At 71.4% G+C, this 25838-nt stretch carries 26 protein-coding genes and 1 pseudogene; 17 read left to right on the forward strand and 10 right to left on the reverse strand.

The window, feature by feature from the left end:
• Positions 1-106 precede the first annotated feature (106 nt).
• Positions 107-865 carry an alpha/beta hydrolase gene (locus OQ02_RS06985; protein WP_197043237.1) on the forward strand — a complete coding sequence of 253 codons (759 nt, stop codon included), beginning with the start codon at positions 107-109 and terminating at the stop codon, positions 863-865.
• On the opposite strand, the gene OQ02_RS06990 is transcribed toward OQ02_RS06985, so the two are convergent.
• A complete protein-coding gene (locus tag OQ02_RS06990) occupies positions 841-1377 on the reverse strand; it encodes a GNAT family N-acetyltransferase (RefSeq protein WP_033437481.1) in 537 nt (178 codons plus the stop codon). The two genes, OQ02_RS06985 and OQ02_RS06990, sit on opposite strands and share 25 nt — an antisense overlap.
• Positions 1378-1415: 38 nt before the next feature.
• Between OQ02_RS06990 and OQ02_RS06995 the strand changes: the two genes are divergently transcribed.
• Entirely contained in the window at positions 1416-2138 is a 723-nt protein-coding gene (locus tag OQ02_RS06995; RefSeq protein WP_442973577.1) for an alpha/beta fold hydrolase, read from the forward strand.
• Between the two features lie 178 nt (positions 2139-2316).
• On the opposite strand, the gene OQ02_RS07000 is transcribed toward OQ02_RS06995, so the two are convergent.
• Complete coding sequence (locus OQ02_RS07000) at positions 2317-3678, reverse strand: chromosome segregation protein (protein WP_033437916.1); 1362 nt, start codon at positions 3676-3678, stop codon at positions 2317-2319.
• A 69-nt stretch (positions 3679-3747) separates the two neighbouring features.
• Positions 3748-5076 (reverse strand): crotonyl-CoA carboxylase/reductase, encoded by a 1329-nt coding sequence (gene ccrA / locus OQ02_RS07005; protein WP_033437482.1) that lies wholly within the window; start codon positions 5074-5076, stop codon positions 3748-3750.
• 198 nt (positions 5077-5274) lie between these two features.
• On the opposite strand from ccrA, the gene OQ02_RS07010 reads away from it, so the two are divergent.
• The gene (locus tag OQ02_RS07010) at positions 5275-5637 is read left to right on the forward strand and encodes an SPW repeat protein (RefSeq protein ID WP_033437917.1); all 363 of its coding nucleotides are present in this window, start codon (positions 5275-5277) and stop codon (positions 5635-5637) included.
• 307 nt (positions 5638-5944) lie between these two features.
• Positions 5945-6532 carry a TetR/AcrR family transcriptional regulator gene (locus tag OQ02_RS07015; RefSeq protein ID WP_033437483.1) on the forward strand — a complete coding sequence of 196 codons (588 nt, stop codon included), beginning with the start codon at positions 5945-5947 and terminating at the stop codon, positions 6530-6532.
• 16 nt (positions 6533-6548) lie between these two features.
• Here the strand turns inward: OQ02_RS07015 and mce are convergent, their stop codons facing one another.
• The gene (gene mce, locus OQ02_RS07020) at positions 6549-6998 is read right to left on the reverse strand and encodes a methylmalonyl-CoA epimerase (RefSeq protein ID WP_033437484.1); all 450 of its coding nucleotides are present in this window, start codon (positions 6996-6998) and stop codon (positions 6549-6551) included.
• A gap of 124 nt (positions 6999-7122) precedes the next feature.
• Here mce and OQ02_RS07025 point away from each other — a divergent pair, with 124 nt between their 5' ends.
• Genes OQ02_RS07025 through OQ02_RS07035 form a run of 3 tightly spaced genes read left to right on the forward strand, consistent with a single transcriptional unit; the run spans position 7123 to position 9821 of the window.
• A complete protein-coding gene (locus OQ02_RS07025) occupies positions 7123-8310 on the forward strand; it encodes an acetyl-CoA C-acetyltransferase (RefSeq protein WP_033437485.1) in 1188 nt (395 codons plus the stop codon).
• Between the two features lie 4 nt (positions 8311-8314).
• The gene (gene meaB / locus OQ02_RS07030; protein WP_033437486.1) at positions 8315-9280 is read left to right on the forward strand and encodes a methylmalonyl Co-A mutase-associated GTPase MeaB; all 966 of its coding nucleotides are present in this window, start codon (positions 8315-8317) and stop codon (positions 9278-9280) included.
• Positions 9281-9311: 31 nt separating this feature from the next.
• Positions 9312-9821: a hypothetical protein gene (locus tag OQ02_RS07035; protein ID WP_033437487.1), complete on the forward strand. Its 510-nt coding sequence runs from the start codon at positions 9312-9314 to the stop codon at positions 9819-9821.
• Here OQ02_RS07035 and OQ02_RS07040 read toward each other — a convergent pair.
• Positions 9818-10663 (reverse strand): arylamine N-acetyltransferase family protein, encoded by an 846-nt coding sequence (locus OQ02_RS07040; protein ID WP_033437488.1) that lies wholly within the window; start codon positions 10661-10663, stop codon positions 9818-9820. The genes OQ02_RS07035 and OQ02_RS07040 overlap by 4 nt on opposite strands.
• Positions 10664-10776: 113 nt before the next feature.
• Between OQ02_RS07040 and OQ02_RS07045 the strand changes: the two genes are divergently transcribed.
• The 3 genes from OQ02_RS07045 to OQ02_RS07055 are packed head-to-tail and all read left to right on the forward strand — an operon-like array spanning position 10777 to position 13455.
• Positions 10777-11178, forward strand: a complete 402-nt coding sequence (locus OQ02_RS07045; protein ID WP_033437489.1) for a pyridoxamine 5'-phosphate oxidase family protein — start codon at positions 10777-10779, stop codon at positions 11176-11178.
• A 44-nt stretch (positions 11179-11222) separates the two neighbouring features.
• A complete protein-coding gene (locus OQ02_RS07050; RefSeq protein WP_081915449.1) occupies positions 11223-12794 on the forward strand; it encodes a GAF domain-containing sensor histidine kinase in 1572 nt (523 codons plus the stop codon).
• Positions 12795-12807: 13 nt separating this feature from the next.
• Entirely contained in the window at positions 12808-13455 is a 648-nt protein-coding gene (locus OQ02_RS07055) for a response regulator (protein WP_033437919.1), read from the forward strand.
• A 3-nt stretch (positions 13456-13458) separates the two neighbouring features.
• Here OQ02_RS07055 and OQ02_RS07060 read toward each other — a convergent pair whose 3' ends face one another.
• Positions 13459-14976: an alpha/beta hydrolase gene (locus OQ02_RS07060; RefSeq protein ID WP_033437490.1), complete on the reverse strand. Its 1518-nt coding sequence runs from the start codon at positions 14974-14976 to the stop codon at positions 13459-13461.
• Positions 14977-15104: 128 nt separating this feature from the next.
• Between OQ02_RS07060 and OQ02_RS07065 the strand changes: the two genes are divergently transcribed.
• On the forward strand, positions 15105-16103 hold the full coding sequence (locus OQ02_RS07065) for a hypothetical protein (RefSeq protein ID WP_231499902.1): 999 nt from the start codon (positions 15105-15107) through the stop codon (positions 16101-16103).
• A gap of 12 nt (positions 16104-16115) precedes the next feature.
• On the opposite strand, the gene OQ02_RS07070 is transcribed toward OQ02_RS07065, so the two are convergent.
• Complete coding sequence (locus OQ02_RS07070) at positions 16116-16706, reverse strand: TetR/AcrR family transcriptional regulator (RefSeq protein WP_033437492.1); 591 nt, start codon at positions 16704-16706, stop codon at positions 16116-16118.
• Between the two features lie 92 nt (positions 16707-16798).
• Here OQ02_RS07070 and OQ02_RS07075 point away from each other — a divergent pair, with 92 nt between their 5' ends.
• Both OQ02_RS07075 and OQ02_RS07080 read left to right on the forward strand, forming a co-directional pair.
• The gene (locus tag OQ02_RS07075) at positions 16799-17236 is read left to right on the forward strand and encodes a nuclear transport factor 2 family protein (protein WP_033437493.1); all 438 of its coding nucleotides are present in this window, start codon (positions 16799-16801) and stop codon (positions 17234-17236) included.
• On the forward strand, positions 17229-18050 hold the full coding sequence (locus tag OQ02_RS07080) for an NmrA family NAD(P)-binding protein (protein WP_033437920.1): 822 nt from the start codon (positions 17229-17231) through the stop codon (positions 18048-18050). Before OQ02_RS07075 ends, OQ02_RS07080 begins: the two co-directional genes overlap by 8 nt.
• Positions 18051-18089: 39 nt before the next feature.
• On the opposite strand, the gene OQ02_RS07085 is transcribed toward OQ02_RS07080, so the two are convergent.
• Together OQ02_RS07085 and OQ02_RS07090 are read right to left on the reverse strand one after the other, a co-directional pair.
• Positions 18090-19139 (reverse strand): class I mannose-6-phosphate isomerase, encoded by a 1050-nt coding sequence (locus tag OQ02_RS07085; protein WP_231499903.1) that lies wholly within the window; start codon positions 19137-19139, stop codon positions 18090-18092.
• Positions 19136-20119, reverse strand: coding sequence for a LacI family DNA-binding transcriptional regulator (locus OQ02_RS07090; protein WP_033437922.1), 984 nt, complete (start codon positions 20117-20119; stop codon positions 19136-19138). The genes OQ02_RS07085 and OQ02_RS07090 overlap by 4 nt, the downstream gene beginning before the upstream one ends.
• 174 nt (positions 20120-20293) lie before the next feature.
• Here OQ02_RS07090 and OQ02_RS07095 point away from each other — a divergent pair.
• The 4 genes and pseudogenes from OQ02_RS07095 to OQ02_RS07110 all read left to right on the forward strand — a co-directional run.
• Positions 20294-22078, forward strand: a pseudogene (locus tag OQ02_RS07095) (GH92 family glycosyl hydrolase); the annotation flags it as partial.
• A gap of 117 nt (positions 22079-22195) precedes the next feature.
• Positions 22196-23110, forward strand: a complete 915-nt coding sequence (locus OQ02_RS07100) for an ABC transporter ATP-binding protein (RefSeq protein ID WP_033437494.1) — start codon at positions 22196-22198, stop codon at positions 23108-23110.
• Positions 23107-24150: an ABC transporter permease gene (locus OQ02_RS07105; RefSeq protein WP_033437495.1), complete on the forward strand. Its 1044-nt coding sequence runs from the start codon at positions 23107-23109 to the stop codon at positions 24148-24150. Before OQ02_RS07100 ends, OQ02_RS07105 begins: the two co-directional genes overlap by 4 nt.
• A 230-nt stretch (positions 24151-24380) precedes the next feature.
• The gene (locus OQ02_RS07110; protein WP_033437924.1) at positions 24381-24695 is read left to right on the forward strand and encodes a DUF3817 domain-containing protein; all 315 of its coding nucleotides are present in this window, start codon (positions 24381-24383) and stop codon (positions 24693-24695) included.
• 40 nt (positions 24696-24735) lie between these two features.
• On the opposite strand, the gene OQ02_RS07115 is transcribed toward OQ02_RS07110, so the two are convergent.
• A complete protein-coding gene (locus tag OQ02_RS07115; protein ID WP_063747025.1) occupies positions 24736-25767 on the reverse strand; it encodes a phosphotransferase in 1032 nt (343 codons plus the stop codon).
• Positions 25768-25838: the final 71 nt, after the last annotated feature.

Raw genomic sequence — 25838 nt, forward strand, 5'->3', positions numbered from 1 at the left:
CCCCCGCCGCCCCGCCCCGTCCGTCCCCGACCCGCGCCCACACCACCCCTCACCCGACCCGCGCCCGTGCCGCCACCACTGATCCGGCGGCCGGCAGGATGTTGTCGTGGTCGACGAAGTCCGGATCAAGGCCGACACAGTGCTCCCGGCACGCCGGGAAGCGGTGACGTTGGAGACCGAAGACGGGCTCGCGTTGGTCGGTGAACTGGCGTTGCCCGTAGACCGGGACCCACGCGCCACGGTCGTGCTGCTGCACCCGCTGCCGACTCACGGCGGCATGATGGACTCCCACCTCTACCGCAAGGCGGCGTGGCGGCTGCCCGCCCTGGCCGACCTCGCGGTGTTGCGGTTCAACACGCGTGGCACCCTCAGCGAGGCTGGGCGCAGCGAGGGCGCGTTCGACCACGCCGTCGGCGAGCGACTGGACGTCGCCGCAGCCTTGGCGTTCGCGGCCGATCGGGGGTTGCCCTCGGTGTGGCTCGTGGGCTGGTCGTTCGGCACCGACCTCGCTCTGATGCACGGGTGCGACCCGCTGGTCGAGGGTGCCGTCCTGATCTCACCTCCTCTGCGTTGGAGCGAGCCTGATCACCTGCGTGTCTGGGCGCGCGCGGGCAAACCGGTGGTGTGCCTGGTGCCGGAGTTCGACACCTACCTGCCACCGGCCGAGGCCAGGCGGCGGTTCGGCGCGGACATCCCGACCGCGGACGTGGTCGACTTCCCCGGCGCCAAGCACCTCATGGTCGGGCACGCCGACAAGGTGCTGGACGCGATCGTGTCCGCGGCCGTGCCCGAGGTGCCCACGCCGTTGCCGCGCACCTGGTCCGGCCCCCACGAACGGCGTCAAGTGACCATCGTGGCCTCCTGACGCCGCCAGACCAGCACCGGTCCCTCAGCGGTCGTGCTGTCGCCCACGTGCGCAAAGCCCAGCTTCTCCGCGACGCGCTGGGAGGGCGTGTTGTCGGAATCGGTGATGATCACCACCGGACGGTCCGGCCGGACCCGGCTCGCCCAGTCGACGGCCGCGCGTGCCATCTCCGGTGCGTAACCGCGACCCCAGTGCCGAGGGCGGAACCGGTAGAACAGGTTGAACGTCGGTTCCCCGTCCAGTTCGTGGTGGCGCAGGCCGCCGAAGCCGATGACCTCCCCGGTCTCCGGCAGCTCCACCGCCCAGTACCCGATGCCGTCACGTGCCCAGTGGGCCTGCCACTCCACCAGCATCTTCGCCGCCTTCTCCGCGGACGGCGCGCCGCCCGGGTTGAAGCGGTTCGTCTCCGGATCGGACATCACCGCGATCGCGGAGCGCACGTCACCCGGGCCGACTCGCCTCAGCAGGAGGCGGTCGGTTCGGATCTCGTCCGGTTCCGGGTTGGAGGTCATGCGGACGAAGGTAGAGGTGGGGTCCGACAATTCGGGGTATGGACACCGGTGTGGAAGCTGCTCCGCTGGTACTGCTGCACGCCTTCCCGTTCGACTCGCGCATGTGGGACGGGGTGCGTGACCTGCTGAAACCGGTCACGCCCGACCAGCGCGGCGGTGATCGTTCACCCGATCTGATGGTCGTTGCGGACGACGTGCTGCGGCTGCTGGACGAGCGCGGGATCGAGCGGGTGGTGCTCGGCGGGTGCTCGATGGGTGGGTACGTGGCGATGGCCGTGCTGCGGCGGGACCCGTCGAGGGTGGCCGGGCTGGTGCTCGCCGACACGCGTGCCAGCGCGGACGCGGACGAGGCGCGGGCGAACCGGCTGGCGATGGCCGCGCGGGTCGAGGCCGAGGGCGTCGGGTGGGTGCCGGACGCGGCGACGGGTGGGTTGCTCGGGCCTGCGGCGGACGCGGCGGTGGTCGGGAGGGTGCGGGAGCTGATCTTGCGGCAGGACCCGGCGGAGGTGGTGTGGGCGCAGCGGGCGATGGCCGCGCGGCCGGACTCGACGGAGGTCCTGGCGTCGGTGGACGTCCCGGCGTTGGTGCTGGTGGGTGAGCACGATGCCCTCACGCCACCCGCGTCGGCCCGGGAGCTGGCAGCGGTGCTGCGGCAGGCCGAGTACGTCGAGTTGCCGGGTGCCGGGCACCTGACGCCGGTGGAGGCGCCGGACGCGTTCGCCTCGGCGGTACTGGACTGGCGTCACCGCACCGGTGTGTGACGGCGCGGTTCTCTTCGGCCGGCTCCCGGTCCCTCACCGTGCAGTGCCTGAGCGGCGGGCTCGCGTGTTCTGAGCGTTGAATTCACGCGTTCTGAACGTAGGACTCACGCGTTCTGAACGTAGGACTCACGCGTTCTGAACGTAGGACTCACGGGGCGGGAAGGTAGGACTCTCGCGGTCAGCGCTTGCCGGCGTTGGCCCGGGGGTTGGGGCGGGCGATCTTCTGGGTGGGGCCGTCCGGGGACGGTTTGTCGGCTTCGGCCGGGGTGGGCTGGGGGTTCTTGGGCCTGGCCGGGCTGGCGCCGGAGCCCGACCTGGAGCCCGAGCCCGACCCGGCACCGGAGCTCGACCCGGCACCGGAGCCGGAGGCTGCGGCGGGTGGTGCGGTGGGGGGAGCCGAGGGTGGCCCGGGGGGGGTGGAGGGGGTGCCGCCGGTCGGGGTGCCGCCGCCCGGGGTGCCGCCGGCCGGGGTGGAGGGGGTGTTGCCGGCAGGGGTGCCGGAGGCGGGAGGGGCAGCGGGAGTGGTGGGGGTGGTGGGGCGTTCTTCCTCTAGCGGGTCGAGGAGGGGGGTTACGTCGTGCAGGGCCGTGCGGACGGAGTGCAGCTGCTGGGACAGGCGGTTGCGGAGCTGCCTGAGGGCGTCGACCTTCTGGGTGGCCTGCGTGACGCGGCGGTTGGCGTCCTCGGTGGCCTCGCGCACCCGGCGGTTCGCCTCGTCGGTCGCCTCCTGGACGCGGGCGGTGGCCTCGCTGATGGAGTCGTGGCGACGGCGGTTCGCCTCTTCGGTCGCTTCACGCACCAAGCGCTGCGCCTCGGCGTTCGAAGCGGCCTGTTCCTGGGCGATCTGGGCACGCACGCGCGCGGCTTCCTCGGCCGCCTCGCGCAGCCGCCGCTCGGCCTCGCCCTTCGACGACGCCTCCTGCTCGGCCAGCACCTTCATCGACTCGACCCGCCGGGCCGCCATCGCGATCTCGAAGTCTTCCTCGATCGTGTTCCGCCGCTGGAGCGACTCCGCGTCCAACCGGGCGGCCTCGGCCTGCGCCTCGCCCACGACCCGCTCGGCCTCGGCGCGCGCCCTCTCCAGCACGCCCCGGTGCTCGGCCTCCATGTCGGCGCGACGCTGGTCCAGCTCGGCGATGAGCTTCTCGTACCGGGTGCGCAGCACCCCCGCGTCGGCCTCGGCCTTGGCCCGGATGTGCCCGCCCTCGGCCTCGGCCCGCGCCTTGATCTCGTTCGCCTCGTCCTGGGCGAGCCGCAGCATCCGCTGCAACCGCTCGCTCAGCCCTTCCAGCGTGGTCGGCGGCAGCGACAGCCGTTCCACCTGGCCGCGCAGCTCGGCGATCTCCGACCGGGCCGCTTCGAGCTGCCGGGTCAGGTCGTTGGTCTGCGACACCGCCGCGTCGCGGTCGGCCGCGAGCAGGCGCAGGTCGGAGTCGAGGCGTTCCAGGTGGTCCTCGACCTGGGCGCGGTCGTACCCGCGCTTGACGATGTCGAAGCCGGATCCCAGGGGGACGAGGTCACGGTCGTCGGCGAGGCCCATGCCGCTCACGCTACCCGCTCTTGACGTGCGGCCGGCACCTGCCGGCCGCACATCAAGGGTGATTTCGCTTTACACGCCCCGGAATCGGTTGATTTCGGTCAGGTGCGCCGCACGCAGCGCGTGGTCGCGCACGCCGAGCCCTTCGGTCGGAGCCAGCGCCAGCACGCCGACCTTGCCCTGGTGGGCGTTGCGGTGCACGTCGTGCGCGGCCTGCCCGGTGTCCTCCAACGAGTACACCTTGGACAGTGTGGGGTGGATCTTCCCCTTGGCGACCAACCGGTTGGCCTCCCACGCCTCGCGGTAGTTCGCGAAGTGCGAGCCGATGATCCGCTTGAGGTGCATCCACAGGTACCGGTTGTCGTACTGGTGCATGAACCCGCTGGTGGACGCGCACGTCACGATCGTGCCGCCCTTGCGGGCCACGTACACCGACGCGCCGAACGTCTCCCGGCCCGGGTGCTCGAACACGATGTCGGGGTCGTCGCCGCCGGTCAGCTCGCGGATCTTCGCGCCGAGCCGCTTCCACTCGCGCACGTCCTGCTCGTGCTCGTCCTTCCAGAACTTGTAGCCCTCGGCACTGCGGTCGATGATCAGCTCCGCGCCCATCTTGCGGCAGATCTCGGCCTTCTCGGGCGACGACACGACGCACACCGGGGTCGCGCCGCCGTTCAGCGCGAACTGGGTCGCGTACGAGCCGAGGCCGCCGGACGCACCCCAGATCAGCACGGTGTCGCCCTGCTTCATGTTCGCGCCGTTGGTCGACACGAGCTGCCGGTACGCGGTGGAGTTCACCAGGCCGGGTGACGCCGCTTCCTCCCACGTCAGGTGGGCCGGCATCGGCATCAGCTGGTTGGCCTTGACCAGCGCGATCTCGGCCAGGCCGCCGTAGTTCGTCTCGAAGCCCCAGATCCGCTGCTCCGGGTCGAGCATGGTGTCGCTGTGCCCGTCCGGGTGCTCCAGCTGCACGTCGAGGCAGTGCGCGACGACCCGGTCGCCGGGCTTCCACGAGGTCACGCCGGGACCGGTGCGCAGCACCACGCCGGCAAGGTCGGAGCCGACCACGTGGAACGGCTGGTCGTGCCGGCCGCCGTACTTCTTGAGGAACGCGAAGGTCGACAGCGGCTCGAAGATCGAGGTCCACACGGTGTTGTAGTTGATGGCGCTGGCCATCACCGCCACCAGCGCCTCGCCGTGGCCCAGCTCGGGCGTCGGGACCTCGTCGACGTGCAGCGACTTGCGCGGGTCCTTGTCCTTGGTGGCCTGCCCTTCGAACATCGCCACCTCGTCGGCGTGCACCGTCACGCCCCGGTAACTCTCCGGTACGTCCAGTGATCCGATCGCGTCCAGTTCATCGGCGAGGATCGCGTCGAGGATCTTCCGCACGGCGTTCCCTCCCATTTGGGGGTGAGTAGGGATGTGGTGGCGCCCAGGTCCACGCAGGTTGCCGGAGGTTACCCACGGGTAACCGATTCAGAACCCACAGCTGTGAGGCACTGCACTGGCATTTCGCCCGATCGGTTGTCCTTGACCGGGCGGCCAACCAAGCGCACCATCGGTGGTGTCCGAGGCAGAGGACGGAGGACGGAGGTAGTGGTCATGGCAAAGGCGTGGACCAGGTGGCAGGACTGGGCCGAGGTCGCCATCGGCACCCTCGTTCTGCTCTCGCCCCTGGTGGTGGAGACCTCCACGGGCGCCATGTGGACGATGGTCGTGCTCGGGGCGCTGATCGCCATCGACGGCCTCGCATCGCTCGCGATGCCCGGGATGGTCTACGGCGAGTGGTTCCAGATGGTGCTCGGTGCGCTGCTGTTCCTGTCACCGTGGGTGATCGGCTACAGCGACCTGACGGGTGCGGCGTGGATTTCGTGGGTCGGCGGCGTGCTGACCGTCGCGGCAGGCGCGATGGCACTTCCGTTGGCGAACGCCGCGCACAGCACCCGCCTACCCGGAACGGCCTGATTCGATCCGACCCGCAGGTCGGCAACACCCCCCCCGACCATTTCGCGAGCTCACGCCACCCCGCAAGGTCGCGCTAGCTCACGAGTTCGCGCCCCCGCGAGGTCGCGCTAGCTCACTAGCTCACGCCCCCCCGCGAGGTCACGTTCGCTCACGAAGGTCACGCCCCGCGAGGTCGCGTCGATCGTTCGCGGCACATTTTCCGGCGATCACGCTCTTCGATCGTCGGAAAATGGGTCGCGAGCGGTCGACTTCCAGGCGACCGAGCCCGCCGTCTGCGGAGCAGCGGCAATCCAACACAGGAGATGCATTGGCAGAGGACTCGTCGGCCCGTGACCGGATCCTGCGAGCGGCCGAGGAGTTGTTCGCCGAGTCGGGCTTCGACGCCACGCCGACTTCGCGCATCGCCGAGCGTGCCGCGGTGCCGAAGGGGCTCGTGCACTACTACTTCCGCCGCAAGACCGACCTGCTCGCGGCACTCGTGCAGCGGCTGCCGGACGGCACGGTGGACGCGCGCCGGGTCGTGGTGGTCGGCGACATCGCGGAGAGCCTGCGCAGGCTGGTCGCTGCGCTGGACGCCCGGTTGAACGCGTCACCGCTGCTCAGCCACCTGCTGTGGCGCGAGGCGGACACGCACACCGCGGTGCGTGACGCGCTGCACGAGCGCTACCGGTCGGTCGTCCGGCAGATCCGCAACGTCATCATCGCGGCCGGTGGGGCGGCGGTGGCGGCGAAGGACGTGGACAGCGCCTCGGCGCTGCTCGCGCTCGCGGTCAGCTACCGGCACGCGGTCGCCCGGCACGCGCCGGAGGACGACCGGATGGACCTGGAGCTGACCTTCGTGGCCGCCGCGCTCGAACGGCCGGGGTCGGCGCCGGGGCGGCCCGCGCTCGACTGAACCCCGGCGAGGGCTTTCAGTGGGACGACGAGGCGGCCGGCTCCACGAGTTCCACCAGGACGCCGCCCGCGTCCCGGGGGTGCACGAAGTTCACCCGGCTGTCGGCCGAACCGCGCCGCGGCGTGTCGTACAGCAGCCGCATCCCCTTGGCGCGCAGCGCTTCGGACGCGGCGTCCACATCGGACACCCGGTAGGCCAGCTGCTGGAGCCCCGGCCCGGCCCGGTCGATGAACTTCGCGATGGTGGACTCGGCCGTCAGCGGCGCGAGGAGCTGGACGCCCGCTCCCGTGCCGTCGTCGCCCGGCGCGCGCAGCATCGCCTCGCGCACGCCCTGCTCCTCGTTGACCTCTTCGTGCGCGACGACCAGACCGAAGTGCTCCCGGTGGAACGCGATGGCCCGGTCGAGGTCGGGCACGGCGATCCCGACGTGGTCGACGGCCGTGACGAACGCTCGGATCTCTTCCATGGCAGGGAAGGGTAATGACCGAATCGGTGCAGGTCCTGCTGTGCGACGCCTCACAGGCTACCGCGCGGTAACGCTGGGTATCGTGGCGTGTTAACACTCGCTTACACCCGCTGTGGAGGCTGTTGTGTCCGGTTCCGTCATCGTCGCCGGGGCGCGAACCCCGATGGGGCGGCTGCTCGGATCGTTGAAGGACTTCTCCGGCGCCCAGCTCGGTGGCGTCGCGATCAAAGCGGCCCTCGAACGGGCCGGTGTCGCGCCCGAGCAGGTGCAGTACGTGATCATGGGTCAGGTGCTCACCGCGGGCGCCGGCCAGATCCCCGCGCGCCAGGCCGCGGTGAACGCCGGCATCCCGATGTCGGTGCCCGCGCTGACGATCAACAAGGTGTGCCTCTCCGGCATCGACGCGATCGCGCTGGCCGACCAGCTCATCCGTGCGGGTGAATTCGACATCGTGGTGGCGGGTGGCCAGGAGTCGATGACCCAGGCGCCGCACCTGCTGCCGAAGTCGCGCGGCGGGTTCAAGTACGGCGACGTGTCGATGATCGACCACATGGCGCACGACGGCCTGTTCTGCGCGTTCGACCAGGTCGCGATGGGCTCCTCCACGGAGAAGTTCAACGCCCGCTACGGCCTGACCCGCGAGGAGCAGGACGAGTTCTCGGCCCGCTCGCACCAGCTGGCCGCGAAGGCCGCCGGGAACGGTGTGTTCGCCGAGGAGATCGCCCCCGTCTCGATCCCGCAGCGCAAGGGCGACCCGGTGCTGTTCGCGACCGACGAGGGCGTGCGCGGCGACACCACCGTGGAGACGCTGGCCAAGCTGCGCCCGGCGTTCGCCGCGGACGGCACCATCACCGCGGGCTCGGCGTCGCAGATCTCCGACGGCGCGGCGGCCGTGGTCGTGATGAGCAAGGCCAAGGCCGAGGAGCTCGGCCTGACCTGGCTGGCCGAGATCGGCGCGCACGGCGTGGTGGCCGGTCCGGACGCGAGCCTGCACGAGCAGCCCGCGAACGCGATCAAGGCGGCGTGCGCCAAGGAGGGCATCGACCCGGCCGACCTGGACCTGGTCGAGATCAACGAGGCGTTCGCCGCGGTCGGCCTCGTCTCCACGCGGGAACTCGGCATCGCTGAGGACAAGGTCAACGTCAACGGCGGTGCGATCGCCCTGGGTCACCCGATCGGCATGTCGGGCGCCCGGATCGCGCTGCACCTCGCCCTGGAGCTGAAGCGCCGCGGCGGCGGTGTCGGGGCGGCTGCCCTGTGCGGTGGCGGTGGTCAGGGCGACGCCCTGATCGTCCGCGTGCCCAAGGCCTAGCGGTGTGGCCCGCACCGTTGACGTAGCAGCACTGGTCGACCGCGCGCGTGACGGACAACCGCGCGCGGTCGCCAGGCTGATCTCGCTGGTGGAGGACGCCAGCCCGCAGCTGCGCGAGGTGGCCGCGGCGCTGGCGCCGTTCTGCGGGAACGCCCAGGTCATCGGCTTGACCGGTGCTCCGGGCGTTGGCAAGTCGACGTCCACGTCGGCGCTGGTCGCCGCCTACCGCAGGCGTGGCCAACGCGTCGGCGTCCTGGCCGTCGACCCGTCGTCGCCGTTCTCCGGCGGCGCGCTGCTCGGCGACCGGGTGCGGATGGGCGAGCACGCCACCGACCCCGGCGTGTTCATCCGCTCCATGGCCACCCGCGGTCACCTGGGCGGGCTGTCCTGGGCCACGCCGCAGGCCCTGCGCGTGCTGGACGCGGCCGGGTGCGACGTGGTGCTGGTCGAGACGGTCGGGGTCGGGCAGTCCGAGGTCGAGGTGGTGTCGCTGGCCGACACGACGGTGGTGCTGCTCGCGCCGGGCATGGGTGACGGCATCCAGGCCGCGAAGGCGGGCATCCTGGAGATCGCGGACGTCTTCGCGGTGAACAAGGCCGACCGCGACGGCGCCGACCAGACCGCGCGCGACCTCAAGCACATGATCTCCCTGGGCCGCCGGGACCGGGAGGGAGGCCTGTGGCGGCCTCCCGTGGTGAAGACGGTCGCCTCGCGCGCCGAGGGCCTGGACGACCTGGTGGACGCCGTCGACTCGCACCGCGCCTGGCTGGTGGAACGCGGTGAGCTGGACCGGCGGCGGGCGACCAGGGCGGCGGGCGAGATCGAGGCGATCGCGCTGGCGGGGCTGCGTTCCCGGATCGGCGGCTTGCGCGGTGCGTCCGCGCTCGGAACTCTCGCCAAGCGGGTCGTGGCGGGTGAGCTGGACCCCTACGCTGCGGCTGATCGACTGGTCGAAGGGGTGGGCGCGTGATGCAGGGGGAACTGACGTCCGTGGTGCCGACGTGAACGAGGTCGAGATCCCGTTCGGCAACCGCACCGAGCGGCGGGTCGCGCTCGCGGTGCAGCTGGGGCTGGCCGCGTTCGGCGGCCTGGTGATGATCCTGGCCTGGTCGGACGGCCACGTGGCGGCCCTGGTCATCGGGGCGCTGGTGGGGGTCGGCGGACTGGTCGGCGGTGGGATCTGGCGGCGCCGGGCCCGGCTGCGCCGCCTGGTCGTCGAGGCGCACGGTCTGCGCTGGGAGGAGAAGAACGGCTCCTGGGCGGTGCCGTGGTACGAGTTGCGCGGGGTGGGGCTGTCCCGGACGGGTGGCACCAAGCCGTCGCTGTGGCTGCACCTGGTGCCCCGGGAGGAGAACGGGTTCGCCGCCACCTACCGCAGCATCCCGAAGAACACGTACGGCTACTGGATCCCGTTGGCGGACGAGACCGGCGGGCCGATGCTCGACCTGGCGTTGCAGCGGTTCGCGCCGCAGCTCTACCGGGGGTTCGTGCGGCACTTCACCGAGTTCTAGGCCGTCGCCCGCGCGAAGCGCGCCTCGTGCTGGGACACCGCCTTGCGCCACAACGGGTCGCGGTCCTCGGCGGGCAGGACCAGGCCGTAGACGTCGGCCAGCGCGGCGAACCAGTCGTCCGGGCGGTCCAGCAGCGTCTTGGTCGTGGTCTCCGCGATCCGGGACAGGGTGAGGGCGCGCAGCACGTCCCACCCCTCGCCGTCCGTCCGCACCACGCCGAACGTGCGCACGAACCCCGACCGGGGTGACGTCGACAGGTGCACGTGCCGGTCGGTGAAGTGGGCCATGTCGGTGATCGGCTCGGGCGCGAAGTCCATGGCGGCGAAGCTGCCCCGCACGTCGTGCGCCAGCCGCCACCCGCCCGGCGCGACCACCGACGGCCGCAGGCCGAACGTGAACGGGCCCTGCCGGTACGTGCCCTCCCTCAAAGGCAGCGGCGAGTGCAGGCCGTCACCCAGACCGGCGTCCACCAACCAGGTGTCGTCGGAGTCCGGCAGGTCGTGGACGTTCAGCACGACGTGGTTGCGGGTGATGACCGGCTCGGCGTCGGGCGTCATCTGCATGCCGCCGGCGTGCCGCGTCACCCGGTACCCGAGGGCGCGCAGCAGCTCGGCCAGCGCACCGTTGAGGTGGAAGCAGTACCCGCCCAGGCCGGACAGCACCCGCGCCACCGAGTCGCGCGGGTCGATCGACGTCAGCCGGCCGAGCTGGATCTCCACCGTCTCGTACGGCACCCGCTCCACGTACGCCTGGTGCAACCGGGTCAACGCGGCCACCCCCGGCGGTTCGGCCTCGGTCAGGCCGAGGCGTCGGAGGAACGCGGGCACATCAGGCGACGCCATGGTGGAAATCCCCCATCCGGGTGGGAACCGAGGAAGCCGGGACTTCCGACTCTAGGCAAGGACGATCACAACGCCGAACGTTCTAGTCCGGCGACCGGGGGCGAAGGAGTGCGATGTACGACTCCGCGGGACTTCAGGTCCTCTCCCGCGAGGAATGCCTGGAGCTGCTCGGCACAGCCGCCGTCGGCCGCCTGGTCTACACCGACAGGGCACTGCCGGTGGTGCACCCCGTCGTGTTCGTGCTCGACGGCGAGTGCGTCGTCCTCCGCGTGCCGGAGAGCAGCGCGACCCTCGTCGCCCGGGACACGATAGTGGCGTTCCAGATCGACGACGTGGCCCCCGACCTGTCCCGCGGCTGGTCCGTGATGGCGGTCGGCCACGTCTCCGAGGTCGTGGACGAGCCGCGGCTGGCCCGGCTGCGCGAGCTGCCCCTGGCCTCGCGCGGGTACGGCGGCCACGACCGCTACCTGGTGGTCGACCTCGAACTCCTGACGGGCCGTCGCATCCCCCGCTAGAAGGCGTTAACCTCGGAATCCTCCGAACCGGAGGGTGGTCTCGGGTGCCCGGATCCCCGGACGCGAACGCCGCGGTGCGGTTGGACGGCTTGGTGCGCGAACTCACCGACCGGACCGCCGAGGTGCTCGTCTCGCAGGAACGGCTGCACCGGCTGCTGGCCGCGGTCGTGTCCCTGGCCAGCGACCTGTCGCTGCCGGACGTCCTGCGCCGGATCGTGGAGTCGTCGTGCAGCCTGGTCGGCGCCCGGTACGGCGCGCTGGCCGTGGTCGGGCCGAACCGGCAGCTGCTGGAGTTCACCTACGGCGACGGCCACCACGCCGACTCCGACGAGCCCGGTTCGGCGGCGTTCGACCCGTCCGCGCCCGGCTTCCTCGGCGTGCCGGTGCACGTCCGCGGCGAGGTGTTCGGCAACCTCTACCTGACCGACAAGGAGGGCGGCGCGGACTTCAGCCGCGCCGACCACGAAATCGTGGTGGCGGTGGCCGCGGCGGCGGGCATCGCGATCGAGAACGCCCGGCTCTACGAGCAGTCGCGGCAGCGCGAGGTGTGGCTGCGCGCGTCCAACGAGGTGACGAACGCGCTGCTCACGGGCACCCCCGACCGGGATGCGCTGCGCCTGGTGGCGGTGCGCGCCCGGCTGGCCGCGGACGGCGTGAACGCGCTGCTGGCGCTGCCCGACGTGCAGGGCGACCTGTCGGTCCGCGTGTTCGACGGCGAGGGGCGCGGGTTCGGCGTGGCGGACGAGGGCGGCCCCGCCCGCGAGGTGTTCGACAGCGGCCGGGCCGAGGTGCTCGACGGGCTGCCCGGCCACGACCGGATCGGGCCCGTGGTGTTCGTGCCGCTGGCCGCCGGTGAACGGGTGCTCGGCGTGCTGATGGTGGCGCGCGCCCGGGACAAGCGGGCGTTCGACGCCTCCGACGTGGCGCTGGTGGAGTCGTTCGCCCGGCAGGCCGCGCTGATCCTCGAGTTCACCCGGGCCACCGGCGCGGGACGGCGGCTGGCCGTGCTGGAGGACCGCGACCGGATCGCCCGCGACCTGCACGACCTGGTCGTCCAGCGGCTGTTCGGGCTCGGCCTCGGGTTGCAGAGCATGAACGGGCTGGTGGAGCAGCCGGTGGTGGCGCAGCGGCTGGCGGACTTCGTGACCGAGGTCGACCAGACCATCCGGGAGATCCGGCGCACCATCTTCTCGTTGCAGGAACCGCCGGCCGGTGCGGCAGACCTCCGCGCGCAGCTGATGAAGGTGGTGCAGGAATCGGCCAGGCTGCTCGGCTTCGAGCCGTCGCTGGCGATGGACGGGCCGATCGACTCGGTGGTGCCCGACCAGGTGCGGCCGGACCTGCTGGCGACGCTGCGCGAGGCGCTGGCCAACACCGCGCGGCACGCGTCGGCGAAGAAGGTCGAGGTGGAGGTCGTGGTGGACCGCGCCGCGACGGAGTTGCGGCTGGTCGTGCGGGACGACGGCGAAGGCCTGCCGACCCGGCGCGGCAGGCACACCGGCGGCTTGGTCAACATGGCGGCGCGGGCGGCCAGGTGGGACGGTTCGTGCGAGGTCGAGTCGGCCGGGGGCCGTGGCGTGAGCGTGACGTGGTGCGTGCCGTTGGTGTCGGCGTAGGGAAGTGGGAACCATGTCCATCTCGGTGCTGTTAGTGGACGACCACGAGATCGTGCGCCGTGGTCTGCAACAGCTGTTGGCGGTGGAGCCGGACATCGAGGTCGTCGGTGAGGCGGAGAGCGCCGCCACGGCCGTGTCCGCCGCCGCGTTCCACCGGCCCGACGTGGCCGTGATCGACGTGCGGCTGCCCGACGGTGACGGCGTCACCGTGTGCCGGGAGATCCGGTCGACGGTCCAGCCGCCGCCGGCGTGCCTGATGCTGACGTCGTACTCGGACGACGAGGCGTTGTTCGGCGCGATCATGGCGGGCGCGGCCGGTTACCTGCTCAAGCAGGTCTCCGGGAACGACCTGGTGTCCGCGATCCGCACGCTGGCGGCGGGCGGCTCGCTGCTGCACTCCGGCGTCACCGCGACCGTGCTGCAACGGCTGCGCGGCGGCCCGGTCGAGGACCCGCGCTACGCGGCGTTGAGCCCGCAGGAGCGGCGGATCCTCGACCTGATCGCCGAGGGCCTGACCAACCGGCAGATCGCGAACCGGCTGTACCTGGCCGAGAAGACGGTCAAGAACTACGTCTCCTCGCTGCTGCACAAGCTCGGCTTCGACCGGCGGACCGAAGCCGGTGTCTACGCCGCCCGCAGGCGGCAGACCGGCGCGATCTAGCCGCTACAACGGCCAGCCCACGAGCGGGCGGGTGGCCGCGGCGGTGGGCGCGGTCGGGTCGGGCAGCGGCACGCCCGGACAGGTCAGGTCGGCCGTCGGCACCTTCCCATCCACGATGAACGACTCCACGACGTCGTCCACGCACCCGTTGCCGAAGCCGTAGACGCCGTGGTCGCCCTCGTCGGTCACGGTCAGCAGCCGAGAACCCTCGAAGTTGCGGTGGGCGCGCTGAGCGCCCTCCAGCGGCGTCGCCGGGTCGCGCACCGACTGCACCATGAGGATCGGCGGCACGCCCTTGCCGGTGGGCGTCTTCAGGTCCAGCTTCGGCCGGTCCCAGAACGCGCACGGGGCGAGCACCTGGTAGTAGCCGAACAGCGGGTACTGCCGGCCCAGCCGCTCGCCCTCGGCGGCCAGCGTGGCGCGGTTGTGGCGGAACTTCGTGTCGTTGCACGTGATGGCGTACAGCGTGGCGTTGGCAGCGTCCGGGTACTGGGCCAACGCCGCCGGAGCCCCGGCCAGGGCCTTCACGTCGGACGTCGCGACCTGGCTGAGCCACGCGAGCGCTTCCGCGGCCTCGGGGAAGGAGTACTTGCTGTACTGCGCCCGGAACAGCACCAGGTCCAGCCGGACGCCGTCGACCGTGGTCCCGCCGTCCAGCAGCAGCGGGTTCGCGGCCAGCTTCGCGCGGGTCGCCTCGTAGACCTGGCGTACCTGCTCACCGGTCGTGCCGAGGTGGTAGAGCCCGTCGTACTCGGCCACCCACGGCAGGAAGTCGGTGCGGAACCGGCGTTCGAAGCCGTAGCCGAAGTCGTCGAAGATGTCCTGGAACGTGGTGGTGAAGTCGGTGTTCGAGTCGAGCACGAACTTGTCCACCCGGTTCGGGAAGTAGGTGGCGTAGTACGCGCCCATCCAGCTGCCGCCCGAGTAGCCGATCCAGCTGACCTTCTCCCGGCCCAGCAGCTGCCGCAGCAGGTCGAGGTCGCGGACCGTCTGCTCGGTGTTGACCACCTTGCCGAACTCGCCGGAGCGGGTCCGGCACGCGGTGGCCTGGAGCTCGGCGGCGTCGTAGAGCAGCTTGGTGTTGGCCCGGCTGCGGTCGCGCGGGTCGGTGACGGACAGCCAGTCGAGCCCGCCGCACGTGATGTTCGTGCTCGCACCCGTCCCGCGCGGGTCGATGCCGATGATCTCCATGTTGTCGACCAGCTTGGCGCGACCGGCGAAGAGCAGCGGCAACGTCCGGCCCGGTCCGCCCGGACCGCCCGGGTTGGTCAACACGGAACCCTTCGCCTCGCCCCCGCGGGGCTTGAGCCGGCTCACCGCGATGGTGATCTCCCGGCCGTCGTCGGGCGTGCGCCAGTCGAACGGTGCCTGGAACGTCCCGCACTCCAGCCCTTCGATGTCGGCGCACGCCGACCACGTGATGGATCGGTCCGGCAGCGGCTCCGGCTCGGCCTGCGCCTGGGTCGGCAGCGCGGCGGCGAGCAGGGCGGCGGACACGGCGGCAACGAGTCTTCCTCGCATGGTTTCCCCCTCCGTCGAGGGCTTCACCCCATCGCGCAAGTAGGCTGGAGCACAACCGCAGAAAGGCGCTGTTCGGCTCTACGAAAGACTTAAGCCGCTCGGGCTCGGAGGAAAGTAAGGTCGCGGGAGTGGGGATTTTCCGGAGGAAGCGGCCTGCCGCGGTTGCCCGCGATGTGGTGCGGGACCACACCTACGACGACGCGATCCTGGACATCGCGGCCGAGGAGATGGACGCGGGTCACCTGAGGGCGGCGACGACGGTGCTCGCCGAGTGCCGGGACGAGCCGGAGGTGCGGGCGCTGCGGGTCGAGGTGCTGGGCGAGCACGCCATCGGCCACGCCGACGAGCTGCTGGAGCTGGCGAAGAAGAACACCGACCCGGACCTGTGGCTGCTGGCCGGCACGGCGTTCATCCGGGAGGCGTGGGCGATCCGCGGCTCGGGGCGGGCGGACAGCGTCGGCAAGGACCGGTTCAAGGTCTTCTTCGGCACTCTCCGCAAGGCCGTCGGCCCGCTGCACGAGGCCGCGAAGCTCCTGCCGAACGACGCGGTGCCGTGGGCGCAGTTGCAGACCGCCGGGCTCGGGTTGCAGGTGGACCGGGACCAGAAGGACGAGGTGTGGCGGGAGATCGTCGCCCGGTGCGCGTCGCTGTACCCGGCGCACTGGACCCGGTTGCAGATCCTGGCGGCCAAGTGGGGCGGTTCGGCCGAGGAGATGATGGCGTTCGCCCAGGGCAGCGTGGACGCCGCGCCGCCCGGCGACCCGGTGGTGGCGATGCTGCCGCTGGCGCACTTCGAGATCTTCCTGGAGGAGTTCGAGGACGCGGTGCAGGCGCGGTCGGCGTTGAAGATCGCGACGTTGAAGATGCGGTACTTCGGCCGGCACCGCGAGGAGATCGCCACCGCGGCGGACAAGTGGGACTCGACCCCGACCAGGCCGCACCCGCGGGCACTGCAGGCGCACAACCTGTTCGCGGCGGCGTTCGCCCTGGCCGAGGACTCGCAGCGGGCGAAGCGCCACCTGCTCGGCATGCGCGACCACGTGCACGAGGTGCCCTGGGCGTACGTCGCCTACCTGGCGGACGACCTGGAGAAGGAGTACTCGGACCTGGCGAACAAGTACCTCTAGGGCGGGGGCCGGTCAGGGGCCGATGCCGCGGAGGATCGTGTCGACCAGCTCGTCGACGTAGCCGGGTTCCGCTTGTGCGGCGCGGACGGTGAGCCGCCAGTAGATCGCCGCCGCGAACAGGTCGAGCGCGATCTCCAGGTCGACGTCGGCGCGCAGCTCACCGCGTTCGACGGCGCGCCGGAACATCGTGGCGGCGAGTTCGCGTCGCGGTCCGCAGACCACGGCGTCGACGACACCACCCAGTTCCGGCGTGCGGGCCATCTCGGCCACCAGGTCGGGCAGGATCCGTGAGAACAGCGGGTGCGCGAGCCAGGCCATGAGAGCGTTCACCGTCTCGCGCAGGTCGTCGCGCAGCGAGCCGGTGTCCGCCGTCGGCGGCGCCTGCGCCGCGGTGGCCTCGGAGATGACCGACGTCGCCATCTCCTGCTTGGACGGCCAACGGCGGTAGAGCGCGCTCTTGCCGACGCCGGCCCGTTTCGCGACGGCCTCCATCGACAGCCGGGCGTAGCCGTGCTCGGCCAACTCGGCCAGCACCGCTTCGGCGATGGCCTCGGTGACGGCGGTTTGCAGCACGGCTGCGCCGGTGGGCGTGCGGGGGCTCATGGCGGCGATCCTAGCGAGTGGACGGTACGGACCCGTCCCGTGTACGTTTGGTCGGGACGGGACCGTACCGTCCAAACCTGAGGAGCATCCCGGTGAACACCGATGAGCTGGTCGAACACGCCCTGGAACTCCTGCTCGCCAAGGACATGGCGGCCTTCGCCGGGCTGTGGGCGGAGCACGGCGTGATCGAGTTCCCGTTCGCGCCACCCGGTTACCCGCGGCGGGTCGAGGGCCGGGCGGCGGTCCACGAGTACCTGCGCGGCTACCCGGACCTGCTCGACGTCCGGGACATCGCCGACCGCGTCCTGCACCGGACCGCCGACCCGGAGGTGGTGGTGGTCGAGTTCGAGGCGGCCGGCGTCGTGGTCGCCACCGGGCTGCCGTACCGGCTGCGCTACATCGCGGTCGTCACCGCCCGGGACGGCGAGATCCGGCACTACCGCGAGTACTGGGACCCGCTGGCGGCGGCCGAGGCGATGGGCGGCTCGGACGAGCTGAACGCCGCGTTCTCCGGTGGTGCGGATGTCTGAGGTCCTGGTCCTCGGCGCGACCGGCACGACCGGGTCGAGGGTCGCCGCCTTCCTGGCCGGCCGCGGCGTCGTGGTCCGCTCGGCGACGCGCAGGCCGACCGTCGCCGGGCAGGTGCGGTTCGACTGGGCGGACCGGGAGACCCACGCGCCCGCGTTGCGCGGGGTGTCGGCCGTCTACCTCGTCGGGCCGCTGACGGAGCCCGACCCGGTGCCGTCGGTGGAGCCGTTCCTGGCGGAAGCCGCACGTCAGGGCGTTCGGCGGGTCGTGCAGCTCAGCTCGTCCGCGGTGCCGGAGGGCGCGCCGGGGCTGGGCGCCGTGCACCACCTGGTCCGCACGACCGCGCCCGAGTGGACGATCCTGCGGCCGTCCTGGTTCATGCAGAACTTCACCGGTCAGAGCCCCCTCGCGCGGGACGCGCGCAGCGGCGAGATCGTCACCGCGACGGGGGACGGCCGGGTGGCGTTCGTGGACGCGACGGACATCGCCGCCGTCGCCGGGCACGCGTTGGTCGACGAGGTGCCGCACAACACCGAGCACCTGCTGACCGGTCCCGAGGCGCTGAGCTACGCCGACGCCGCCGCGATCGTCGCGCGGCGGCTCGGCCGGCCGGTGGTCCACCGGACCGTCACGGCGGACGAACTGGCCGAGCGCTTCACCGGACACGGCATCCCCGCCGCGTACGCCGCCGTGCTGGCCGCGCTCGACACCGGCATCGCCGCAGGGGCGGAAGACCGGGTCACCGACACCGTCGAACGCGTCACCGGCCGCCCGGCGCGCGGTTTCGGGGAGTTCGCCGAGGCGGAGATCCGGTAGGCGCCGGATCTCGGCTCCAAAGGCTCGACCACTGGCGGCCTACACCGCCGGCGGCCTGCACCGGATGGCGACGACGTCGCCGGTCACCACGACCTCGCCGGCCGCGTGCGGCACGACCACCGTGCTGCCCCGGTGCACCGCGACGGGACCGAGCGTCCCCGCGCCTTCCAGCACCACGAACACCCCGAACGAGGGTTCCAACGCCGCCGTGCCGGACACGTGCAGCCGGTCGGCGCGGAAGAACGGGTCGGCCTGCGCGTCGAACAGGTTCACCGACACGCCGGTCGACGCCTGCGTCCGCCGCACCAGGCGGTCCGGGGACTGGGCCCGGCGCTCCACGCAGTCCAACGCCTTGTCGTAGCCCAGGCCGAGGTGCCCGGCCTCGGCGTCGGCCAGGAAACCGCGCCACTCCAACGTGACGGAGAAGTCCGTCGGCTGCTGGAGCTCGACGATGAACACGCCCTCGCCGATCGCGTGCGGCACGCCGGCGGGCACGAACACCGTGTCACCGGGCGACACCTTCACCGGGTTCAACGCGTGCAGCATCGCCTCCGAGTCCTGGGTGGACACCCACTCGGCGACGACGGCGGCGGGTACGTCCTCGCGGAACCCGATGTAGACGGTGGGGTCCGGGCCGGCCGTGCCCATCACGATCCACGCCTCGGTCTTGCCGTGCCGGCACCCCAGGTGGGCGGACGCGAAGGCGTTCGACGGGTGGCAGTGCACCGGCAGCCGCTGCCCGGCGTCGAGCAGCTTCACCAGCAGCGCCGGGTCCGCGCCGAACTCCGCCGTGTGCTCGGCACCCAGCCACGACACCGGGTCCGCCGCCACCGCGTCCCGCAGCCACCGACCGTCCGGCAGCCGGGTCAGCCCCGGCTCGTCCTTGCCGAACTGCGTGGTGGTCGACGCGACCCAGTCCTCCGGCCCGCGGTCGGCGTCGTCCCGGCGCCGGAACGCCGCGATCGCCGCACCGCCCCGGTAGAACTGCCGGGGCTGGTTGGCCTCCAGCGCGATGGGCTCGACCGGCGGGTGCACCGTGCCGGACTGCGCGACTCGCGGTGTCTGAGCGGAGGACTCGAGGGAACTCATGCTGGAACCTCTCCTGATCCACGGGCCACCAAACGGACCGGCAGGACTACGCGGCGCGGTGGGGACGCGTCGCCGTCCAGCCGGGTGAAGAGCAGGTCCGCCGCCGCCTTGCCGAGCGCGCTCGCGTCGTGCGCGATCACGGTCACCGGCGGCGACAGCAGGTCGGCCAGCTCGAAGTCGTCGAAGCCGACGAGGGCGGGTCGCGCGGTGCACCCGGCCAGCGCCCGCACCGCGTGCACGGTGATCCGGTTGTTCCCCGTCACGACCGCGGTCGCGGGTTCGGCGGCGTTGCGGAGGCCGTGCAGGGCCGCGCGCACCGACTCCTCGTCGTGCGGCCCCATGACCACCAGGGACTCGTGGTAGCCGAGGCCGGCGCGCACGCAGCCCTCGCGGTAGCCGCGCAGGCGTTCGTTGGCGGTGAAGATGTCCGGCGCGTCACCGAGGAACGCGATCCGTCGGTGCCCGAACGACGCCAGGTGGGCCACCGCCTCGACGGTGCCGCCGATGTTGTCCACCAGCACGGTGTCCGCCACCACGTCACCGGCCGGGCGGTCCAGGAACACCACCGGCGTGCCCGTCCGCATCTCCGGCACCAGGTACCCGTGCTGCAGGCCGGCGGGCACGATCAGCAGCCCGTCCACCCGCCGCGAGCAGAACTCCAGCGACAGCTCGCGTTCCCGCGCCGGGTCCTCGTCGGACGATCCGGTGATGACCTGCCGCCCGCGCAGCCGCGCGATCTCCTCGACGGCCCGCGTGACACCGGAGTAGAACGGGTTGCCGACGTCTTCGAGCACGAGGCCGATGGTGCCGGTGGACGAGCCGCGCCGCAGGTTGCGCGCGCTCAGGTTGCGTCGGAACCCCAGTTGGTCGATCGCCGCGAGCACCCGCTCGGCGGTGGCCGGGTGCACGCCCGCCTCATCGTTCACCACGCGGGAGACGGTCTTGATGCTGACGCCGGCCAGCCGGGCCACGTCGTTCATCGTGGCCCGCCGCACCTTGCGCGCGCCTACCACGCCGTTCGGGGACAACGTTGTCATAGTGGCCGAATCACACACCCCGCGTTCACGGATGTCAACGACCCGACCCGTCTCGACCCGGAAAACAGTTCGACCGCGGGGTTGATGGCACCCCGGCACTCTCCGCGAGTATGCGTCGCCAGCTCCATCCGGGTCGTGGGCGACCGGACGCTGGCGGGAACCGTGGTGTCGCAGGCGTTCTGCGGCGGCAAGCCGTACACGACGTACTTCACCACGACGTTCGACCGGCCGTTCGCGGCGACCGGCAACTGGGGCGGCGCGGAGGGTGGACCGGGGCTGCGCGGCCAGTGGGTGACGTTCGACGAAGGCCCGGTCACCGTCGCCACCGCGATCTCGCACGTGGACGCCGGAGGGGCGACGAAGAACCTCGCCGAGTCGAGGGGCAAGTCGTTCGACGCGGTGCGCGCGGCGGCGCAGGACGCGTGGCGGCGGGAGTTGTCGAGCGTCGAGGTCTCCGCGGAAGGGGCGGACCGCGCGGTCTTCTACACCGCGCTGTACCACGTGTTGTTGCAGCCGTTGACGGGCAACGACGTGGACGGCCGGTACCGGGGGTTCGACGACCGGGTGCACCGGGCCGACGGCTGGACGTACTACGAGTACTTCTCCCTCTGGGACACCTACCGCGCGCACAACCAGTTGCTGGCGTTGCTGCGGCCGGCGCGCGCGAAGGACATCGCCCGGTCGGTGCTGGCGGTCCACGAGCAGGGCGGGTGGCTGCCCCGGTGGGCGTACGCCAACCAGGAGACGAACACCATGACGGGCGACCCGGTCACCCCGTTCCTGGTGGACCTGTGGCGGTTCGGCGCGCTGGAAGGCCTGGAGGAGCAGGCGTACCGGGCGTTGCGGCAGAACGCGACCACCGTGCCGCCGGCGTCGTCGCCGTTCGAGGGGCGGTCGGGCAACCCCTCGTACCTCGCGAACGGCTTCGTGCAGTACGACAAGGGCTTCCCCAAGAAGGGCCAGGACGTCGACCCGCACCACGGCGCGTCGGCGACGTTGGAGTACGCGTTGGCGGACTGCTCGCTGTCGATCATGGCGGCCGGACTGGGCCACGCCGACGACGCGGCGGCGTTGCGGGAGCGTGGGCTCAACTACCGGGTGCTGTGGGACGGCACGGTGTCCGACCGCGGCTTCACCGGCTTCCCCCGGCCCAAACTGGGCAACGGCGCGTGGCTGGACCCGTTCACCCCGCAGGGGCCGGACGGGTTCCACGAGGGCACGGCGTGGCAGTACCAGTGGCTGGCGCAGCAGGACGTGCCCGGCCTGGTCGAACGCCAGGGCGGCAAGGACGCGTCCCTCGCCCGGTTGGACGACTTCTTCGCGTACCCGGATCTGATCGCGGACCCGGCGAAAGCGGTCCGGGACAAGTGGGTCGTCGGGCCTTATGACTACTACGACCAGTTCCGCTACAACCCGAACAACGAGCCGGACCTGCACGTGCCCTGGATGTACGCGCTGGTGGGCCAACCGTGGAAGACGTCGGCCGTGGTGCGCGCGGCGCAGACGCTGTTCGTGGACGCGCCGAACGGCGTGACGGGCAACGACGACCTGGGCCAGATGTCTGCGTGGTACGTGTTCAGCGCGCTTGGCCTGTACCCGGTGACACCCGGCACGGGGGAGTTCGTGCTCAACGCGCCGAGGTTCGGCCGGGCGGTGATCCACCTGGAGAACGGCCGCGACATCACCATCACCGCCGCCGGCGCGGACCCGTCCACGCTCCAATATGTACGGTCGCTGAACGTCGGTGCCGTGCCAAGGGACAAGGCGTTCCTCGACTACGACCGACTCGCACAGGGCGCGCACCTCGACTTCGGCCTCACGGCGGACCCGGCCGAGGCGACGTGGGCCACCGGTCACGGCGCCACGCCACCCTCTCCCTGCACAGGTGAGCACCCCTCGTAACCGAGTCCGCGCGCACAGCTACCGCACCGTGGTTCGAAAGTCTCGATCAACGTTCACTTATGTCGTGAACCTATGGATCGGGCCCGCCCGACCCGCGACGCCCATTACCGTCCAGCCATGACAGGGGCACGCATACCGGCCGTCGTGGTTGCGGACATCAGAAAGAACTACGGCGAGCTGAAGGCGGTCGACGGGGTTTCGTTCACCGTCGCCGAGGGGGAGTTCTTCGGCATCCTGGGGCCGAACGGCGCAGGCAAGACCACCACGCTGGAGATCGTCGAAGGGCTGCGCAAGGCGGACGCCGGGCACGTGACGCTGCTCGGCGAGGAACCGTGGCCGCGCAACCCGAAGCTGCTGCCGAAGATCGGCGTGCAGCTCCAGGCGTCCAGCTTCTTCGAGAAGCTGACCGCGCGGGAGCAGTTGCAGACGTTCGGGTCGCTGTACGGGGTGAGCAGGCAGACCGCCGACGACATGCTCGAACTGGTCGGCCTGACCGACAAGGCGGACGTGCAGGAGAACAAGCTGTCCGGGGGCCAGCGGCAGCGGCTGTCGATCGCGTGCGCGCTGGTGCACGACCCGGACATCGTGTTCCTGGACGAACCGACCGCGGCGCTGGACCCGCAGGCCCGGCGCAACCTGTGGGACGTGCTGCGCGCGATCCAGGCGCGGGGCAAGACCATCGTCTACACGACGCACTACCTGGACGAGGCCGAGATCCTGTGCGACCGGGTGGCGATCATGGACCGGGGCCGGATCCTCGCCATGGACGCCCCCGCGACGCTGGTCCGCGGCCTGAACGCGCCGACGCACGTCGTGCTCCAGAAGGGCGTGCTCACACGTGAGGCGGCCCGCGACATCACCGGCGTCGAGGACGCGCAGGAGGACGAGGTCTCGCTGACCATCTCCACCCGCAAGCCCGCGCCGGTCCTGTCGGCGCTCGCCGACCGCGGCACCCTGGACGGGCTCCAGGTGCGCACGGCCACGTTGGAGGACGTGTTCCTCGACCTGACCGGACGGGAGTACCGCGCATGACCGCCTTCAAGAGCCTGTCGTCAGCCATGGTCAAGGGCTTCCTGCGGGACAAGATGACGTTGTTCTTCGTCTTCCTGTTCCCGCTGATGTTCCTGGTCGTGTTCGGACTGCTGTTCAGCGACGCGGGCAGCGACAAGACGAAGATCGCGGCCGTCGGCGAGGGACCGGTGCTGTCGGCGCTGGAGCAGACCGGCGCGCTGGAGCTCGAGAAGTACGGCGACGAGGCGACCGCGCGGCAGAAGGTGAACGACGGCGACCTGCCCGCGGCGGTGGTCGTGAACGGTGACCGGGTCGACGTGACGTTCGCGGCCAGCGACCAGGTCGCGGCGGGCACCGTGCTCGGCATCGTGTCCGGCGTGGTCGACAAGATCAACCTCGGCGAGGCGCAGGTCACGCCCCGGTTCACGCTGGAGGCCAAGCCGGTCGAGGACGCGTCGCTCAAGCCGATCCAGTACCTCACGCCGGGCATCCTGTCGTGGGCGATCTCGATCTCGGGCGTGTTCGGCGCGGCGCTGACCATGGTGTCGTGGCGGAAGAAGCAGGTGCTGCGGCGGATCCGGCTGGCGCCGGTGAGCGCGACGACCGTGCTCTCGTCCCGCGTGCTGGTGAGCGTGGGCACGGCGGTGGCGCAGGGTGTCGTGTTCGTGGCGGTCGCGATGCTGCCGATGTTCGGGCTCAAGCTGACCGGTCAGTGGTACCTGGCGTTGCCGCTGCTGGTGCTGGGCACCACGGCGTTCTTCGCGATCGGGATGCTGGTCGGGGCGTTCTGCAAGACGGAGGAAGCGGCGTCCGGCGCGGCGAACATCATCATCCTGCCGATGGCGTTCCTGTCCGGCACGTTCTTCCCGGTGGAGAACGCGCCGGGCTGGCTCCAGGTCGTGTCCAACGTGTTCCCGTTGCGGCACATGAACGACGGCATGCTGGACGTCCTGGTCCGCGGCAAGGGCGTCGAAGCCCTCCTGCTCCCGTCCGCGGTCCTGATCGGCTTCACCCTCGTGGTCGGCTTCCTGGCCGCCCGCCTCTTCCGCTGGGAAGACTAACCGTGAGTCCTACGTTCAGGACGCGTGAGTCCTACGTTCAGGACCCCCGAGTTCAACGCTCAGAACGCGTGAGGTCACGCCCGGGATCGCTGGGGAGTCACCCGTCGGAGGCGTTCCGGCGTTCTGAGCGTTGAACTCACCTGTTCCGAACGTAGGACTCACGCGACCGGAACGTAGGACTCACGGGGGTGGAGGGGTGGTGAGGGCCGTCACTGCCCACAATGGGTGACATGTTCAGCAGCGCTGTTGGTCGGTTCCGGCTCCTCGCCATGGCCGAGGCGGTGTCATGGGCCGGTCTGCTGATCGGCATGTTCTTCAAGTACGTCGTGGTCGGCAACGAGATCGGCGTGAAGATCTTCGGCCCGGTGCACGGCGCGATCTTCGTCGGCTACGTCCTCGTGACGCTGATGCTGGCGCAGCGCTGGGACCGCCGGACGCTCGTCCTGGGCCTGGTCGCGAGCATCCCGCCGTTCGGCACCGTGGTGTTCGAGCGCTGGGCCAACCGGACCGGGCGGCTGGACGAAACCCGGACCGCCGGCGACTGACGTCCAGCCTGCCTGCGACCGACGTTCGGACCGCGACGTTTCAGAGCGCTAGCGACCGGGCGCGTGCCAACTCCGCTTCCGGGTCACCGAGGTGGTAGACGCGCTCGCTCGGCTCGATGTTGTCCAGGAACTCCTGGTACACCAACGCGGCCACGAGGTGTGACGCCGGCCGCGCGTGCCGCAGCGCACCCACCGGATCGCTCGACGGGTAGTGGCTCAGCCACGCCTCGACCCACGCACGTTCGATCGCCGGACGGATCTCCGGCGCCACGAACCCGATCAGCCGCGCCGCGTCCAACGCCGGGTGGCCCCAGTGCGCGTCACCCCAGTCGAGCACCACACCGCCGGACCGCCAGTTGCCGGGGTGGAAATCGCCGTGCAGCACCGTGTCCGGCAACCCGAAATCGGGCATCGACACCCCGCGCGCACGCAACCTCGGCACACCGGCCGACGCCGCCTGCACCGCGACCCACCGCGGCACGATCCGCTCGACCACCTCCTCGCCCGGCTGCCAGCAGTCCACCCCGGACGCCTCACCCAGCAGCACCCGGCCGGACTCCGACGCGATCAACGCGGGCGTCAACGACGGGTCGACCGACGCCACCAGCCGGATCACCGCGCCCTCGTCCGCCAGGAACGGCGGCGTCGCCTTGGCCCACACCGCACCGGAAGCCGTCGGCAGTCGGTACAGGCACGACAGGTTCCACGTCTTCACCTGCACGGGCGGCCCGGTCACGTCGACGTGCCGCCGCGCCCACTCGACCAGCGCCGCCGGACCACCGGGCCGGGCCCACGGCAACCGCAACGGGTGGTCCGGGAACTCGTGCCGCCCGGTCGAGGACAAGCCGTCCGGCACGCGGTCGGCCTCCACCTGGTACGTCACCACGCCGTCGCGCATCGCCGGTGACGTCGTGCCGACCAGCCGCAGCACGCACGTCGTCACGCCCAGCACGCGGTCCAAGTGCTCGGTCACGGGCTGTACGTCGTTCCACCACGGGCTGTCCACCGTGAACGGGTCGGCCTCGCCCACGTACCGACCGCCGACCGTCACCAGAGCCCTGACCTCCCGCATGGGTGGAGGGTGGCCGTGCCGCCGACTTGTGTCGAGCGGATTTGCCCGCGACCCGAGGCTGCGAACTCAGC

Origin of the sequence: Saccharothrix sp. NRRL B-16314, from assembly GCF_000716595.1 — a bacterium.
Classification (GTDB): Bacteria; Actinomycetota; Actinomycetes; order Mycobacteriales; family Pseudonocardiaceae; genus Actinosynnema.